A 16,066-nucleotide genomic window follows, 5' to 3' on the forward strand; every position below is an offset into this window, starting at 1 on the left:
AAATCTTCCATTCAACACTTTTAAGTTTTTTGTTCGAGGACTACTGAAAGAATATCCTCAGCGCCTTCTATTCCTTGATTAACAATCGTATAGCTATCTTTATTATCGATAAGCTGGTAAACTTCACTGTTCTTTGGTATCATTTTTATATCGCCTAAAGATAAGAAGCCAGCATCTAATTTTCCGTCACCCGAAGTAATTAGAAATTCTTCTTTGAGATAGTCTTTTAAAAAAGAAAGAGCGTTTTCTTTAGAAATTTCTTTAGGGATGATGTAAAGTTTAAGCCCCTGAAGAGTGAAAGTCCATTCTAAATTTTTTAAATCTTTTTCAAGATTTGGCAAGATAAACTCTTGAACGATATCCTGATCTTCGGTAACTTTAGTAAAAAAGAATAAATTGTCAACCAAAGATGGAGTTCTAGTTAAGTATTTTTGATATTTAGTTAAAATATCTAAGATTTTAGGATAATCCAATGCTTGTATTTGTCGAGTTCTTTCGATGTGTTCCTGCCAGACTTTTAAAGGTTGACCTTTATGCAGAATGATTCCGCCATTAGCAACAACAGCATAAGGGCAGTCTTGTAGGGGGATAATGCGTGAGAACTGCGCTAGCGAGCGAGTTGTAATTGGAACCAAATGGATATCGCAGCGAGTTTTGACTTGAGCCAGTAATTCCAATGCTCTATGGCTCATATAGGAGATTTCACGTCCGTCTAGATGTTCTACACAAGAAACAGTCTGATAATTTTCAACAAATTTATTAGAATAAATGATGGTTCGATCTAAATCAGTAGCAAAAAGCATAATATTCCTCTCTTTTTTGGGACTGATAGTTGTAAAATTTTAATAGAAAATAAAAATTTCTTTTTTAATTTCAAGCAGTTATATTTAAAGCTTATTAAAGTTAGATTGATTATCTTAAATTTTTGGTCAAACTTAAATGACTTAAGAGAATAAATTTTAGTTATCAAAGTGTGTAATTCATCAAACTATACCAATCTTACTATAAAAGAGCCGATAAGTCTAGTCTTGGAAGCATTTATAAAGAATCAAGTAGATTATTGTCATGTATAAATTTTCCCTGTTCATGAAGTATTCATAGTCACTTCACTAAAAGAGTTGATAAGTAAAGGCTGAAACACTAGTGTTTCAGCCTTTCTATAACTAACATTTATTTTGTAAGAGCTTTTCGGATGAAGTCTATAGGGATAATCAGAACAGCAATAGCAAGTGCTACAATATAGTGTTCAATATCCATAGGAACAGTATTGAAGACCTGTCCACCAAACTGAATGATTAAAGATTGAACGATAGCAATGGAAATCATAACAATTGAGAATTTTTTGTTTTCTGAGATATGCTCAAAAACATTAAGACCAGTACTGCGAGTATTGAGGGAATTGAAGATAATCGCATAGATAAACACAGTAAAGGTGAAGGTAGTTACCATTTCAAAGTTTCCAGTTCCATTAGTGATGAAATCTTGAATGCCAGCTACATTTTTAAGAATAGCTAGACAGACAAGAGTAATGAAAATACTAGCAACTCCAATAGCAGACTTCATATATTTTGTCAGGATATTAGCTTTTTTAGCTACTGGCTTTTCATTCATATACCGTTCTAAGGTAGGTTCTTCACCAAATGCTAGAGCAGCTAGAGTATCCATGATGAGGTTAATCCAAAGGATTTGAATAATTGTAAATGGCTCTTTCAGACCAAAAAGAGGAGAGAGAAGAGACATAGCAATGGTAGTTACATTAACTGTCAGCTGGAAAATAATGAATTTGCCAACTGATTTGCTCATTGTCCGACCGTAAAGTACTGCTTTTTCTATAGACGTCAAACTATTGTTTAAAATAACTATATCAGAAGCTTCACGGGCAACCTCAGTTCCATCCCCCATAGAGAAACCAACATCAGCAGCTTTAAGAGCAGGAGAGTCATTGACACCGTCACCGGTCATACCACAAACCATATCAAGATCTTGAGCTGCTTCAATTAAGCGCTTCTTATCCATTGGTAAGGCACGACTTACAACTTTCATATTAGGGAGTTGCGCTTTTAATTCTTCGTCAGAGAGGTTCTCTAGCTCATCATGGGTTAGGACTAAGTCCGTATCACTGGTAACAATTCCGGCTTCTTTAGCAATAGCGACAGCTGTTTCTTTACGGTCCCCTGTAACCATAACTACTTGAACTCCAGCCTTGTTCATTGTTTCAACAGTCTGTTTAATGGAATCCCGTACATTGTCTCGAATACATACAACAGCAATCAAGATTTTGTCTGCTCCCTCTTTCTTAAGAATAGCGAGAAGGCGCATAGAACGATTAGCCTGTTCTAAAGAGATAGCAGAGAATTTATCTTTATCAGCTGCAGTAAAAGCAGTCTTATTTCCGTCTTTATCAAGATAGAAATGACAATCGTCTAAAATAAATTCTGGTGCTCCTTTGATGTAAATTTCGCCTGACTTAGTCGTAACACTAGCATATTTTTTAGCAGAGTTAAACTGTTCTTTTTCAGCAATAGTGTTTGTATCAAAATCTAAGAGATTGCGGTTGATTAGAAAATCTAAAAGAGCACGGTCAGTTGCGTTACTTCCGACAGCTATACCATCTGCTATATTAGCGTCATTATTTAAACCAATGCCATGAATAACTTGCTTGAGTAACTTTTCAGACATACTCGAGAAATCAGCAGCAGAACTCTCATCAGTTGTCTCATAAAGAGTTCCATTGCCAAGGAAGAAATCAACAACAGATAGTTTCCCTTCTGTAATTGTTCCAGTTTTATCGCTGAAAAGGATATTCATATAACCAGCTGTTTCAATAGTATCAGGATGACGAACTAGAATATTCTGAGCTAGCAAGCGGCCTGAGTTCATTGAAGATACAAGAGCCAGCATCATAGGCAATCCTTCTGGAACTGCCATGATAATGATAGTCACTGCAAAGAGAATTGTTTCAATGACTAATAAGAAAATAGATGAAAGATTCAAATTGTTTGCAGTATTTAAAGCAAGAAAACCAAGAACAAGGTTGATGACAGAGTAAGCCGCACCAGCACTGTATCCAAGAACGCCAATATTTTCTGCCAGTTTGTTCAATTTCTCTTTTGATGGAGAATCTTTCCCATCCTCTTGGAGAGAGGTATTGATGCTTCCAAGAACAGTATGGTCACCAATATCAGTTGCTTCCATAACAGCTTCACCAGATGTTACCACAGTCCCACGGAAGATTTTTAATTCTGTAAAGAGGTCCTGACTATCTGGTTCTGCATTATCACCTAAAGCGATTTTTGTAGCATCTTCACTTTCCCCATTCAAGATAGCTTGATTTACCTTTAATTCTCCAGCAAGAATAATCCCGTCAACTGGGATTTTATCACCAGTTTGAAGAAGAATTTGGTCTCCTTTGACAATATCATCTACTAAAATCTCTTTAAGTTTACCGTCACGATAGACTTTAGCATTAGTTTTGCTAGCTTCTTCTTGTAATGTATTAAACTTTTGCTCATTTTGATATTGTGAGATAGCAGAAAATCCTGTTGACAGGAGAATGGCAAAAATCAAGGAGATTGCTTCGTACCAATTTGCCTCACCAATACCTGGGAAAATCATGCCGATAAAGTTGAAAATAATTTTGAGACCTAAGGCCGCCAGCAGAATCAAAATCCACTGATCCTTGAAAGCCTCAATAAATATTGAAAGAAGTGAGTTGGCTTCTTTACTGGAAAGTTTATTATCTCCATGGGCTGATTTGCTTGCTGCAACCTCAGCTGAGCTTAGCCCTTTAAAGTTATTCATTTGGTTTATTTGTCCTTTCTAAAAATAAAGAGGCTGAGACAATAGTGTTCAGTCTCTTTTTTGTATGTCAATAAAACTTGATATGGCAACTGTTTGTCTTTAGCTAAAGAGTGCAGCTATACCATTTAAATCAGCCTGCTTACCTTCACCAATGGTGTGGAAGGCCCAAGTTGAACCATCTTTTACAAGTTCTGCAAAAACAACAGCTGTATCGGTAGAATAATCATCTTTAAGCTGGAATTTGCAAAGTTCAGAATTGTTCTCTGCATTAACTAAGCGAACATAGGAATTATTAACCATGCCAAATGTTTGACGACGAGCGATAGCCTGATCGATGGTAACAGCGCAAATGACCTTATGGGTACTTGGTGAGAGAGCAGCTAAATCCAAATTGATAACTTCATCATCACCATCACCTGCACCAGTACGGTTATCACCATTTAAGTGAATACCAGGAGCAGTTTTGTTATTATAAAAAATAACATCATTAGCAGAAGTAATTTTACCTGCCTCATTCAATAGGAAAGCAGAAATATCAAGGTCAAAATCTGCACCACCGGCAGAGATATCCCAACCAGCGCATAAGTCAACTTTTGTAAGTCCTGGAGCAGCTTTAGCTAAGTCCAGGATAGTATTTTTTTCTAAATCAAGAGATACACCTCCTGTTGCAGGAGCAACTTCAGTGGGTGTTGGAGTAGGATTGGCAGGTCCGCCAAGTGAGGTGAAATTAATAGCCATGAGAGATTCCTTTCTGATTAACGGTAAGATTTTTCAATGTCTTGGATTGAAGCGTTTAGGTATTCTCCAACTGCTTTGAAAGTCCAACCATTGACAGTACGTGTAAGTTCAGCAAATTTAACGGCCGTCGCTTTGCCGCCATCTTCTGATAGATTGAAGCGAGCGATTTCTTTTTCAGGACGTTGTGCCTGATCAACTAAACGAACGTAGGCATTCTTTACTTGGCCAAAATATTGTTTGCGATTTTGACCAGAATAGATAACAACTGCTACAACGATTTGAGCCACGTCTGGATGAATATTATTGAAATTCACAAACATGTTTTCATCATCACCGTCACCAGCACCGGTAAGGTTATCATGATCTAATTGAATACCCTGAGATTTCTTTTTACTGAAATAGACCAGATTATTAACTGAACGAGTCAGATGGCCAGAAGAATCAAGAAGGAAGGCACAAAGATCAAGGTCAAAGTCAGAGCCAAAGAGACTTGTCTTAACATCCCATCCTGCTGATACGCGAATATTTTCTAAAGAGAAATCTGTTTTAGAAAGATTAAGGAAGTCATTTTTTGCAAGGTTGAGCATGCCTCCTTTATTTAAATCGAGTGTAACTTCGCGCCCTTCCGTACTAGCAGTTTGAATAGGTGTGTTAGCAGCAGGAGCTTGAGTTTGTTGCTCATCTCCACCAAATAATTTACCAAAAAGTCCCATAATATTTTCCTTTCTATTTTCTTAATTACATATAGCGAGACAAGAGTTGGTTGAGGTCAGCGATAGCTCCCTCACCGATTGCTTCAAAAGCCCAGCCATTAGCCGTCCGACTAAGGGAACAAGCTGTTACAGAAGTATCAGCAGAATAACTGTCACTCAATTCATAGCGGCAGATTTCCTGTTCGTTATTATCGGCATCTAGAAGGCGGACAAAAGCATTTTTTATCATGCCAAAAGTCTGACGTTTAGTGACTGCATCAAAAATAGTAATGAAGAAGACAATTTTCTTAATTCGAGGCTCAATTGCATCAAGATTAATTTGGATTCGTTCATCGTCGCCCTCGCCTTCGCCAGTACGATTATCACCTTCAAGTCGAATTCCAGCTGCAGACATATTATTGAAGAAAATAACATCATTCGGTACTTGTGCAACACGACCGCTTTCTTCAACTAGGAAGGCTGCTAAGTCTAGGTCAGCAGTTGGTCCTGCAACAGCCATATCCCAGCCGCCACCTAGAATACAATTTTTTAATGCAGGAGCCTGCTTTGTTAAATCTAAAACGCTCCCTTTAGAGAGGTTAAGAGGAGCAGCAGAGCTGCCAGAGTTTAAATTAGTGAAATCCATATAGATATTCCTTTCTGAATCATAATATTTTTAAAACTTTTTAGCTTAAGGAAGGCTAAGTAAGAGTTATCGGTACCTTATTTTAAGTGATATCAATGACCGCTTATAAAACCTTTTTCAGCCATGTCAGATTTCATATGTTCTAACTCAATAGAATCACTTTTTCGTTTTTCAGCAATTTGATTATTGATTTGCTTGGTTTCTTCAATTCCTTTTTTGATTGTCTCATAAGTTGTACGAAGAGTCTCCATTTGAATAGAGCTTCCACCAGCCATACGAGCAATATTAACAGATTGATTAGCAGTGTTTTGTGCATTACGAATTAGAAGTTCATTTGTTTTTTCATCCAATTGTTTGATTGACTTAGCTTGAATTTCCTGTCTTTTTAATTGAATAGCTTGAACCAAACATTGCTTGAAGATTGGCAATGTGATAATAAAGGAAGAATTGATTTTCCGCATCAGATTAAAGTTAGACATTTGCATGGTCTGAATCATAGGACAGGTTTGCATGGCCACGTTTTCAGCAATCTGCAAGTCATATGTTCGCTGTGCGAGCATATCTTTAATCATGCTTAGCTTTTGCTGTTGAGTTTGTTTTTCTTGCTCTGTTATATCTGTACGAGCCGCAATTTGATTGCTGTATTCTTCGATTTCTTCTTGAGCAATCTCACCAGCAACAATATATTTTTCTAATTCTTCATAGTAAGCTACATTAGTTTTATATTGTTTTTCCAAATTTTCTTGAGTTTGGTGAATCTGAACTTCATATTGCTTCAATATGGTATAAATCTGATCAACCTCTTTACCCATATCTTCATATTTAGCAAAAAGTTTATCAATACTATTCTTTATTTTGCCAAATAATTTTTGCAGAGCAGATGCTTTTTCTGGATTTTCAATTTCTTTAATATCGAATTTATCCATGATTTTAGTAAGTTGAACGAGCATTCGAGAAGCTTCCTCTGCATCTACCCTTCGCATGGAAGATAATAGAGCATCAGACATTTGAGAAATCCCTTCACTCGGTTTTTGACCGAAAGCCATAATTGAGTTGACATTAGTAATATCAATCTCATTGGTGAGGTTCTGAACCTCAGGCAGTGATCTTAGCTTCTGCTTATAGGCTAAGTTGTCAGCTAGGACTTCTGGTTTAGCAAGTTCAAGTTCAGTTGATTCAATCTCTTGTGGAGTCGAATCAAAACTTCCTGTGTTGATAGGCATATTGTTTTCCTTTCTTTAATTAAAAAGTTTACTGAAGAAATTTTGTTTTTTCAGCTTTCGTTGAATAGCTTGAAAACTTTGCTCATAGTTTATAACATCTAACCTGACAGTGTTAAAGTACTCTGCATTAATGTAAGAGTTCAGGTCAGATAAGCCGGCAGGTGAAAAAATGATGATATCAAAACCAATTTTTCCAAGATAGGCAAGGACATAGCACGTATTTTTTGATAACTGAGTTTCGCCTTCCAAGAAAAAGACAATCTTGGGTATAAAGCCGGTAAAATCAAAGCTATCTATGAGTCGTATTACTCTTTTATCCAACTGTAGAATCAACAGTGCAAAGTTTAATATTTCTTCTTTGGATATTGTCAATGGTTGTTTGAACAGTCGAGTATCAGCAATAGTTTCGTTAATCTTATTGAGAAGGAATTTTTCTGTTTCATCGTTATAAGGAGCATAGCGATAGAATGGGAGCTTCATAATCTCCTCAATATCAAAACTTCCATTACTGAGTTGACAAAACATAAGCTGATACTTATCGGAATCATTTATTTCATGAGTAATCAGTTCATCACCATTGGATGTTAAAACGAGCGTATTGTCAGACGAAGAACAGATATTGACCAAGTGGGCGTACTTGTCAATTGGATTATATTCTCCCTCTATTTCAAAAAAGAAATGTGGGACGTAGACTGTTTTCTCAACGGTCTTAAATCCGTTCCGAACTTTTGCGGGTGCGTTCCAATTTTGTTCTACATCTATTAAAGTTGAATTGAAAAAAATGGGGCTTGTCGTTCCATTTCGGAACTGCCAAGGCCTATAAATGCCAGAATTTGTAAATAACTGTTCTTCAATTTGTGTTTCTATATCCAGTGTAATTGAACGATTTTCCTCTATAATTTGTCCATTTTTAGCTCTTTCTGCCCAACTTTGGATAGGCAGGATTTGAGTGTTTTTATGGACAGTACTGATTTGATCAGAGTCAACTAGAGCAAAATTTTCATCATCTTTTAGTGGATTGATATAAATGACATCAAATCCGAAGCGATTAAGTAACAGCAAGAAATATATATCGTGTTTGGAAATACTACCATAGTAGATGCACTTGTTTGTAAGGTAATCTCTATCTTGATAGGATAAGCTGAAAATATGTAAGTATGCATAGAGTAGCATTTTGCATATAAAATTATTTCTCACGCTGTTATTCAGGAAATTTTCCTGACGGATAGCAAGGTTTGTTATATATTCAAGAGCAATCAGAAATTGATGATTGAGCTCTGCATCTTCAAAGAGTGTAATATCCTGACTGGCTATTTGACTAACTTCCATTGAAGCAAGCTCGTTTTTTATGCTGTTAATGAAATCAAAATCTGCATCCATTGGGATTTGGCCGTCAAAGTAAATAGTGTGAGTTGAATCCTCTTGAGCTTTTACCAAAATAGTTTTTAATACACTATCATATTTACTTTGATTTTCAACCCCGATATATCGTGTAAAAACAGGAGCGAAAGTGGCTTGTATTCCTTTTCGTTCTGTGATTGAACGCCAAAGTTCAAAGGGCAAATTTTGCAGACTGGTCGACATGAAATATACCTGCTTTCTACGATTATAATGTCACATCTTTTGTCTTCTTTGTATAAAAGTTAAATGAAGAGTGCAGATGGTTTGTTTTGTACCTCCTAAATCACTGGAGATAGCTTATTAAAGTCTGCTCTCCCCCTGCTTTATAGATACCATTGTATATTTATAAAATGGTCTTTGTCAAGAGATAAACTATAAATCTGCGACTTCCTTTATAATGCCACAAACATTATATTTCTGTAGGTTGACATATTCGATTGGGATTTGTTTTTCTTCACATAATTGAAGGATATGTTTAAGGTATTTTTGATTAGCCTTTTCTCTAATTAATACCCTATCTGGAAGGCGCCTAAGCAGAACTCTAGTTGTCTCACCAACTCCTGGTTTTATTTTATTGATATCACTAATGTTGTAGGATTGGGCGATTTTCTTAACTTCGTCCAATCCTTTGAAATCCTCATTGAGTTCTTCTTGTGAAGGATTAAAATAATCTAATTGAACTTGGTCAAAATAGGATTGCACTTTATCTAAGAATTCCAATGAATGGTCGTAAGCTTCGTTTTCTGCATAATAAACAGCTCCGTGAAGCTCGTCATCGCTCATTTCTTTTAATTTGACCGTCCTGCTGACGAGGCCGCTGACAGTAGCATTTAAGCAAGCGCTAGGGATTAAAAAGTCCTGACGTGTACCATAAAGCGGTGTTACTGAAGCTGGATCACTGAGTACAGCTAGAGTAGGATCTAGTTCGGAAAAGAATTTGTTTTCCTCTGCTAACCTCTGGCAGGCTTCTTCCAGGACGGTATTTATTGCTCCTTTTCCAACCCAACCATCCACAAATTGAATATCTTTAGGATGGTGCTTGTTGGCTATAATATTCATGGCGGCTATGTCAATCCCTTTACCTCGAATGATAGAAATACTATAATGTGGCACATCAAGCTGATATTTATAGTGAAGGTACCTTTTTATTAGAATACCTATAGGAGTCCCTGCCCTTGCTAAGGAAACTAAAACAAGATTTTCTCCTTTTTTCTTAAAAATTTTTTCAGAAAGACTTGCTATAGCGTTAGCAGTCTCAAAAGAAAGAGTTGCGAGGCTTTCTTGATAGATTTTCATATAGCGCTCTGTTGGGGCATATTCTAGAGGTAGCATTTCGGAATAATGAACGCCCTGTTGATTTAACTTTTCTCTTTCGGCAGTTTCTAATACAGGAACCTTTCCACGCACATCTTGTAAGAGGATGGTTACATCGGATTCAGGGTAACTAGTTTTTACTAAATTCATAAAAGCCTTTCTTATTGTTTAACAAAAATTAGTGTTTGCTTACTAAAGGGCTGCAGTTTATTTTGAAGAGTTGCTCGAAATGCATCAGTCATAACCTCATAGACGATGATAATTTGGTCATAATGACGTTCAATATCGTAAAGGAAAGTCACTCTATTCGTTTCGTAAGCACTGGCCAAAGCTAAGCCGTTATGGAAAAGATAGTTGTCTTCACTGGAGAGGGAAATGGGACTTCTTGTGGTGGAGCGAACCTCTGCATCAAGTTCTTGGGCTAGTCTAATTGGTAACCACATGTTTTCCTCAGTTCCAATGACAGCTATTGTTTCTTTTTTAGATTTCCGAGAGACTTGCGAAGTCAATCGATTTAGAGCAGTTTCTTGGAAGACTAAAAACTCTTCTTTAGTGAGACCTGTTCGAGGATTGAGGTTGTCAGATAAATGATAGTGAACGTCTGAAGTTAGTCTTGGTTTTTCCAGTGTTGTTTCTTTCAGCTCTATGAGAGGAGTATTATCTCTCATTTGACCACTGACTAGGTATATTCTTTTGATTCCTTTTTCTTGAAAAATCTTACGATTCTTTGTATTTTGCCAGTTTAATATAGAAGCGGCTGCAAAAGAAATACTGTCTTTAATTTTTTGAAATTTTTCAATAAAGTTAACAATTGTATTTCCTGTTGTTATTTCATCTTCAATAAACAAAACAGTATCGTAGTCAGGAATATCTGAGCGGTAATATAATTTTTGTTTGCTTGCATGTGAATGCTCTTCTTCGAAAGAGATATTTTGGATATCCGTATTAATGCTTTCTCGAGTAGTCTGTAAATAAAAGACAGTATTCAAATCTTTGTTTTCCAAGGCCATATGCATGATTGCCTGGGCGATTCCAGTAGCCGTCTCAGAAAAACCAACAACTAAAATACGCTTGTCAGAAGGAATTTGCCTTTTTATTTCTTGATAGAGTTCGGAAAATAGCCGCAGCGTGTTATGGGCTTTAACAGGATAATGTTTAGCTTGATATTTATTAACAAATAAATAGTCTCGATTGGGATTATTACTTCGCTTGCAAATAGCAACCATATCATTGATAACGAAGGAACTCTTATTTTCTTCTATATTAACAAAATCTTCTACTTTTAAAAGATAGGTCATTATTATTCCTTTCAAAGTTTGCAATTAATTAACCTTTATTGTCTTAGTATATCACTAATTAGCTCAACTGTCACTTTAATACTTCAAACAAATCTGGACAATCTTATTAGTGCTATTGTGGTATAATAATAAAAACATTTCAAAGGAGTTCCACATGCTTAAACGTCTACAACAGCAGCTGGCTTTTACCAATGAGCTGGAAAAACTGAAAGCCACTCATCGCAACAATCGGACCTTGGACGCTTATCGTTTTGAGAATTCTGCTGAGCATAGTTGGCAGGGTGCGCTCATGGCGCTAGTCTTTCAAGAATATATTCCCGAAGAAGTTAATCTGGAAAAGGTCATGTCTATGTTACTGATTCATGATTTGGGCGAAATATATGCTGGTGATACCTTTATCTTTGACGACGTGGGCAAGAGCGATTCTTACGATAGAGAGCTTGAGTCCTTGAAAATCAGTTTGGATAAGCTGCCGTCAGATCAGCAGGATACCTTTTTAAAGCTCTGGCAGGAATTTGAGACCGGCATTAGCATAGAGGCTAAATATGCCCGAGTGCTGGATGCTCTGGTTCCCCTGCTCAATCACTTGGAAGTCGCTCAGCCCCATGACAATCCTCATAGCCTGACCAAGTCGCAGGTCATCGCTAAGAAATCCTTTATCCAAGAAACCTCTTTAGCTCTTTGGGAATTAGCTCAGGAAGTTATTGATAGAAGTGTTGCTAAGGGACTTTACCTGGATGAATGAGGCTTAGGAACTTGCTCGCAGATAGAAAGTTTGAGACTGGTTGAACCAGTCTTTTCATGTTATAATATTCAGACAAGATTGAACGGAGAAAGTGTTTCACTTATCATGATTAGCTCAAAATACGACTGGCAGTTTGCCACAAATTTTACAGACGAAAAATTTTTAAAAAAGGCCAAGAAAGCCAGATTGGAACCTGCCGCTGCCAGTCTTCTTTACCAAAGAGGTGTGCAGACTGAAGAGGCTTTACAGGAATTTTTGGAGCCTAGTTTAGACCAGCTTCATGACCCTTATGACCTGCATGATATGGAGCGGGCAGTGGAGCGCATTCGTGCAGCGATTGAGAATTACGAGCAGATTTTGATCTATGGCGATTATGATGCTGATGGGATGACCTCGGCATCGATTGTCAAGGAAGCCTTGGAGCAGCTGGGGGCTGAGTGTCAGGTCTATCTGCCCAATCGCTTTACGGATGGCTATGGTCCTAATAGCAGTGTTTATAAGTATTTTATTGAAAATCAAGGCATCTCGCTCATTATTACAGTGGATAATGGCGTGGCGGGCCTTGAAGCTATCGAACTGGCCAAGTCTCTGGGCGTAGATGTCATCGTGACGGATCACCACTCCATGCCTGAGGAGTTGCCAAATGCTTATGCGATCGTCCATCCGGAACATAGCGGTGCGGATTATCCTTTCAAGCATTTGGCTGGCTGTGGGGTGGCTTTTAAGCTTGCAACAGCCTTGTTGGAAGAAGTACAAGTCGAACTTTTGGACTTAGTTGCCATTGGTACCATTGCTGATATGGTCAGTCTGACGGGGGAAAATCGGATTTTGGTTAAATATGGCCTTTCCGTCCTCAAAAATACCCAGCGGGTGGGTCTTCAGGAACTCTTCAAAATTGCAGGTATTCAGCCAGACGAACTGGATGAAGAAACGGTTGGCTTCCAGCTTGCTCCCCGACTCAACGCCTTGGGACGGCTGGATGATCCAAATCCAGCGGTTGAGCTTTTAACAGGCTTTGACGACGAAAAAGCTCGTGACATTGCACTTATGATCAATCAGAAAAATGACGAGCGTAAGGAAATCGTCCAGCAGATTTATGAAGAAGCACAAACCATGCTGGATCCTAAGAGACCAGTGCAGGTGTTGGCTAAGGAAGGCTGGAATCCTGGTGTGCTAGGGATTGTCGCTGGGCGCTTGTTGGAAGAGCTGCACCAGCCAGTCATAGTGCTTAATATTGAGGATGGCATCGCTAAGGGCAGCGCCCGCAGTATTGAAGCGGTCAATATTTTTGAAGCCTTGGACAGTCATCGTGATCTCTTTGTAGCTTTTGGTGGCCATGCTGGAGCGGCTGGAATGACTCTTGAAGCAGACAAACTAGCAGAGCTATCTGATATCCTGACAGCCTACATCTTAGACAATGATTTAGATTTGACTGGTAAAACAGCCCTGTACTTGGATGAGGAGTTGTACTTGCCAGAACTGACCCTTGACACACTCAAAAGTTTTGAAAGACTGGCTCCTTTTGGTATGGATAATAAGAAGCCGCTTTTTTACCTCAAGGACTTTAAAGTGGACAATGCTCGGACTATGGGGGCTGGCAATAGCCATCTCAAGCTAAAAATTTCTCAACAAGATTCTACTTTTGAAGTAGTAGCTTTTGGGCAAGGAAGCCTGGCGACAGAGTTTGCCCAAACCAAGAATCTGGAGCTGGCTGTCAGCCTCTCTGTCAATAAATGGAATGGACAGACCAGTCTCCAGCTCATGCTGGTAGATGCTCGTGTGGACGGCGTTCAGCTTTTCAATATCCGCAGCAAAAATGCGACGCTGCCTGACAAGGTTCCAGTCTTGCGTTTCACAGAGGAGTTGCCAGATTTGACAAATAGCAGAGCGGTTGTGGTTTATGACCTGCCTGATGATTTGAAGGTCTTGAAGAAGATTCTTCAATCACAGGATTTTGAAGCGATTTACTTTAAGAATGAGATTGCCAAGCCTTACTATCTGACTGGTTATGGCAACCGTGAGCAATTTGCCAAACTCTACAAGACTATCTATCAGTTTCCCGAGTTTGATGTACGCTATAAGCTTAAGGATCTAGCAGCTTATCTGAAAATTGACCCAATTCTCTTGGTCAAAATGATTCAAATTTTTGAAGAGCTGGGCTTTGTCAGCATCAAAGAAGGCGTCATGACGGTCAATAAGGAAGCTGAAAAGAAAGAAATTGACAGTAGTCACATTTACCAAGACCTCAAGCGCCTAGTCAAAGAACAAGAACTCATGGCACTGGGAACTGTGCAGGAGATTTATAATTATTTGATGGAAGCAGACTGAAAATTGTTCAGCTAATCTCGTTAAAAAGTGAGTGTCTTGGACCTATGGCTCAGCATGTTAGGGAAAAGGAAGTTTCGCTCTTGGAACTAGTAGAAAAACGATTATAAAGAATAACCAACTCAATCCCAGCCTCAATGTGATGGTCTATGAATGGCTCAGACATGATTTTTCAGATTAAATAATAGATACCAATAAAAAGTAAGTTTTCTGTTACCATTTGGATGAAAAAGTGATATAATAGAGAGTAAAAAATTTTTTTGAAAGAAAGTATATCATGAATTTAAAAGACTACATTGCAACAATCGAAAATTATCCAAAGGAAGGCGTGACATTCCGTGATATCAGCCCATTGATGGCAGATGGAAATGCTTACAGTTACGCTGTTCGTGAGATTGTTCAATATGCGACAGACAAGAAGATTGACATGATTGTTGGACCGGAAGCTCGTGGCTTTATCGTGGGCTGTCCAGTTGCCTTTGAATTAGGAATCGGCTTTGCTCCAGTCCGCAAGCCTGGTAAGCTTCCTCGTGAGGTTATCTCAGCTGACTATGAAAAAGAGTATGGTGTTGATACCCTGACCATGCATGCGGATGCTATCAAGCCAGGTCAGCGCGTTCTAATCGTAGATGACCTTCTTGCGACTGGTGGAACAGTGAAAGCAACGATTGAGATGATTGAGCGTCTTGGCGGTGTAGTGGCTGGCTGCGCCTTCCTCATTGAGCTGGATGAGCTCAAGGGTCGCGAAGTTATCGGCGATTACGACTACAAGGTTCTGATGCACTATTAATACATAGTTTCTAGCTATATCTAGTTAGAGAAAAAGTATAATTGAAAACTATATCTCCTTTCAGTATAATGAAAGTACATTGGATAAACAAAGAATAGGCTGGAAAAGTATTTCCAAGCCTTTCTAACGATTGAAGGAGATATTTTCATGCCAATTAAGATTGATAAGAAACTGCCAGCTGTTGACATTTTAAGTTCTGAGAATATCTTTGTCATGGATGATGATAGGGCGGACCATCAGGATATCCGCCCTCTGAATATTCTGGTACTCAATCTCATGCCCCAGAAAATGGTGACGGAGACTCAGATACTGCGCCATTTGGCTAATACCCCGCTGCAGTTGACTATTGACTTCCTCTACATGAGCTCTCATCAGTCTAAAACGACACGTGCAGAGCATATGGAGACTTTCTATAAGACTTTTGATGAGGTTAAAAATCGCTATTTTGATGGCTTGATTATCACTGGTGCGCCAGTAGAACATCTGCCATTTGAATCAGTGGACTACTGGGAAGAGTTCCAGCAGGTGATTGAATGGTCCAAGACCCATGTCTTTTCGACTCTGCATATTTGCTGGGGAGCTCAGGCTGGACTTTACGCTCGCTACGGCGTGGACAAGCACCAGATGACGCGCAAATTATCGGGTGTCTATAGCCAGTCATCTGATAGCAGCAATCTGCTTTTTCGTGGTTTTGACGATGAGTTTTATGCACCGCATTCCCGTCATACTGAAGTTCTGAAGGAAGATATTGTCAATCTGACCAATCTGGAAATTCTCTCATATGGTGAAGATACGGGTCTCTCTGTATTGGCTAGCCGGGACTTGCGAGAGGTGTATAGTTTCGGTCATATGGAATACGACCGCGATACTCTATCCAAGGAGTATTTCCGCGATTTGAAGGCAGGGAAGAATCCACATATTCCAGAGAATTATTTCAAAAACGATGATGTCCATACGACACCGGCCTTGTGCTGGAGTTCGGCCGCGGCACTCTTTTTCAGCAATTGGGTCAATTATGCTGTCTATCAGGAGACACCTTTCGACTGGGAGAGCCCTGAAAATGATGTATCGTTTTTTGCTTATCTATAAGAGG

The 16,066-nt window shown here is 38.6% G+C and carries 13 protein-coding genes; 4 read left to right on the forward strand and 9 right to left on the reverse strand.

All coding sequences use genetic code 11. The features are described from left to right. Positions 1 to 20: 20 nt before the first annotated feature. The 9 genes from HMPREF9378_RS09035 to HMPREF9378_RS08995 form a co-directional block, all read right to left on the reverse strand. Positions 21 to 803 carry an HAD family hydrolase gene (locus HMPREF9378_RS09035; protein ID WP_002900102.1) on the reverse strand — a complete coding sequence of 261 codons (783 nt, stop codon included), beginning with the start codon at positions 801 to 803 and terminating at the stop codon, positions 21 to 23. 367 nt (positions 804 to 1,170) lie between these two features. Then, positions 1,171 to 3,801 carry a calcium-translocating P-type ATPase, PMCA-type gene (locus HMPREF9378_RS09030; protein ID WP_002913432.1) on the reverse strand — a complete coding sequence of 877 codons (2,631 nt, stop codon included), beginning with the start codon at positions 3,799 to 3,801 and terminating at the stop codon, positions 1,171 to 1,173. A 99-nt stretch (positions 3,802 to 3,900) separates the two neighbouring features. Next, positions 3,901 to 4,539, reverse strand: coding sequence for a TerD family protein (locus tag HMPREF9378_RS09025; RefSeq protein WP_002913433.1), 639 nt, complete (start codon positions 4,537 to 4,539; stop codon positions 3,901 to 3,903). Between the two features lie 17 nt (positions 4,540 to 4,556). Continuing rightward, on the reverse strand, positions 4,557 to 5,252 hold the full coding sequence (locus HMPREF9378_RS09020; RefSeq protein WP_002900105.1) for a TerD family protein: 696 nt from the start codon (positions 5,250 to 5,252) through the stop codon (positions 4,557 to 4,559). 25 nt (positions 5,253 to 5,277) lie between these two features. Then, entirely contained in the window at positions 5,278 to 5,877 is a 600-nt protein-coding gene (locus tag HMPREF9378_RS09015) for a TerD family protein (protein ID WP_002900106.1), read from the reverse strand. Positions 5,878 to 5,969: 92 nt separating this feature from the next. Next, a complete protein-coding gene (locus HMPREF9378_RS09010; RefSeq protein WP_002900107.1) occupies positions 5,970 to 7,100 on the reverse strand; it encodes a toxic anion resistance protein in 1,131 nt (376 codons plus the stop codon). 15 nt (positions 7,101 to 7,115) lie between these two features. Further along, positions 7,116 to 8,684: a YceG family protein gene (locus HMPREF9378_RS09005; RefSeq protein WP_002900108.1), complete on the reverse strand. Its 1,569-nt coding sequence runs from the start codon at positions 8,682 to 8,684 to the stop codon at positions 7,116 to 7,118. Positions 8,685 to 8,873: 189 nt separating this feature from the next. After that, the gene (locus HMPREF9378_RS09000; protein ID WP_002900109.1) at positions 8,874 to 9,965 is read right to left on the reverse strand and encodes a cysteine protease StiP family protein; all 1,092 of its coding nucleotides are present in this window, start codon (positions 9,963 to 9,965) and stop codon (positions 8,874 to 8,876) included. Between the two features lie 11 nt (positions 9,966 to 9,976). Continuing rightward, complete coding sequence (locus tag HMPREF9378_RS08995; protein ID WP_002900110.1) at positions 9,977 to 11,113, reverse strand: phosphoribosyltransferase domain-containing protein; 1,137 nt, start codon at positions 11,111 to 11,113, stop codon at positions 9,977 to 9,979. Between the two features lie 154 nt (positions 11,114 to 11,267). Between HMPREF9378_RS08995 and HMPREF9378_RS08990 the strand changes: the two genes are divergently transcribed. The 4 genes from HMPREF9378_RS08990 (at position 11,268) to metA (ending at position 16,062) form a co-directional block, all read left to right on the forward strand. Continuing rightward, positions 11,268 to 11,858 (forward strand): HD domain-containing protein, encoded by a 591-nt coding sequence (locus tag HMPREF9378_RS08990; RefSeq protein ID WP_002903081.1) that lies wholly within the window; start codon positions 11,268 to 11,270, stop codon positions 11,856 to 11,858. Positions 11,859 to 11,963: 105 nt separating this feature from the next. Then, on the forward strand, positions 11,964 to 14,186 hold the full coding sequence (gene recJ, locus HMPREF9378_RS08985) for a single-stranded-DNA-specific exonuclease RecJ (RefSeq protein ID WP_002900112.1): 2,223 nt from the start codon (positions 11,964 to 11,966) through the stop codon (positions 14,184 to 14,186). A 274-nt stretch (positions 14,187 to 14,460) separates the two neighbouring features. After that, the gene (locus tag HMPREF9378_RS08980; protein WP_002897341.1) at positions 14,461 to 14,973 is read left to right on the forward strand and encodes an adenine phosphoribosyltransferase; all 513 of its coding nucleotides are present in this window, start codon (positions 14,461 to 14,463) and stop codon (positions 14,971 to 14,973) included. A gap of 147 nt (positions 14,974 to 15,120) precedes the next feature. Then, the gene (gene metA, locus HMPREF9378_RS08975) at positions 15,121 to 16,062 is read left to right on the forward strand and encodes a homoserine O-acetyltransferase MetA (protein ID WP_002900113.1); all 942 of its coding nucleotides are present in this window, start codon (positions 15,121 to 15,123) and stop codon (positions 16,060 to 16,062) included. Positions 16,063 to 16,066: the final 4 nt, after the last annotated feature.

Source organism: Streptococcus sanguinis SK1 = NCTC 7863, from assembly GCF_000194945.1.
Taxonomy (GTDB): Bacteria; Bacillota; Bacilli; order Lactobacillales; family Streptococcaceae; genus Streptococcus; species Streptococcus sanguinis.

Excerpts from the sequence above, each read along its gene's own strand:
- HMPREF9378_RS09035 (WP_002900102.1), bottom strand. The coding sequence starts at position 803 with ATGCTTTTTGCTACTGATTTAGATCGAACCATCATTTATTCTAATAAA.
- HMPREF9378_RS09030 (WP_002913432.1), bottom strand. The coding sequence starts at position 3,801 with ATGAATAACTTTAAAGGGCTAAGCTCAGCTGAGGTTGCAGCAAGCAAA.
- HMPREF9378_RS09025 (WP_002913433.1), bottom strand. The coding sequence starts at position 4,539 with ATGGCTATTAATTTCACCTCACTTGGCGGACCTGCCAATCCTACTCCA.
- HMPREF9378_RS09020 (WP_002900105.1), bottom strand. The coding sequence starts at position 5,252 with ATGGGACTTTTTGGTAAATTATTTGGTGGAGATGAGCAACAAACTCAA.
- HMPREF9378_RS09015 (WP_002900106.1), bottom strand. The coding sequence starts at position 5,877 with ATGGATTTCACTAATTTAAACTCTGGCAGCTCTGCTGCTCCTCTTAAC.
- HMPREF9378_RS09010 (WP_002900107.1), bottom strand. The coding sequence starts at position 7,100 with ATGCCTATCAACACAGGAAGTTTTGATTCGACTCCACAAGAGATTGAA.
- HMPREF9378_RS09005 (WP_002900108.1), bottom strand. The coding sequence starts at position 8,684 with ATGTCGACCAGTCTGCAAAATTTGCCCTTTGAACTTTGGCGTTCAATC.
- HMPREF9378_RS09000 (WP_002900109.1), bottom strand. The coding sequence starts at position 9,965 with ATGAATTTAGTAAAAACTAGTTACCCTGAATCCGATGTAACCATCCTC.
- HMPREF9378_RS08995 (WP_002900110.1), bottom strand. The coding sequence starts at position 11,113 with ATGACCTATCTTTTAAAAGTAGAAGATTTTGTTAATATAGAAGAAAAT.
- HMPREF9378_RS08990 (WP_002903081.1), top strand. The coding sequence starts at position 11,268 with ATGCTTAAACGTCTACAACAGCAGCTGGCTTTTACCAATGAGCTGGAA.
- recJ (WP_002900112.1), top strand. The coding sequence starts at position 11,964 with ATGATTAGCTCAAAATACGACTGGCAGTTTGCCACAAATTTTACAGAC.
- HMPREF9378_RS08980 (WP_002897341.1), top strand. The coding sequence starts at position 14,461 with ATGAATTTAAAAGACTACATTGCAACAATCGAAAATTATCCAAAGGAA.
- metA (WP_002900113.1), top strand. The coding sequence starts at position 15,121 with ATGCCAATTAAGATTGATAAGAAACTGCCAGCTGTTGACATTTTAAGT.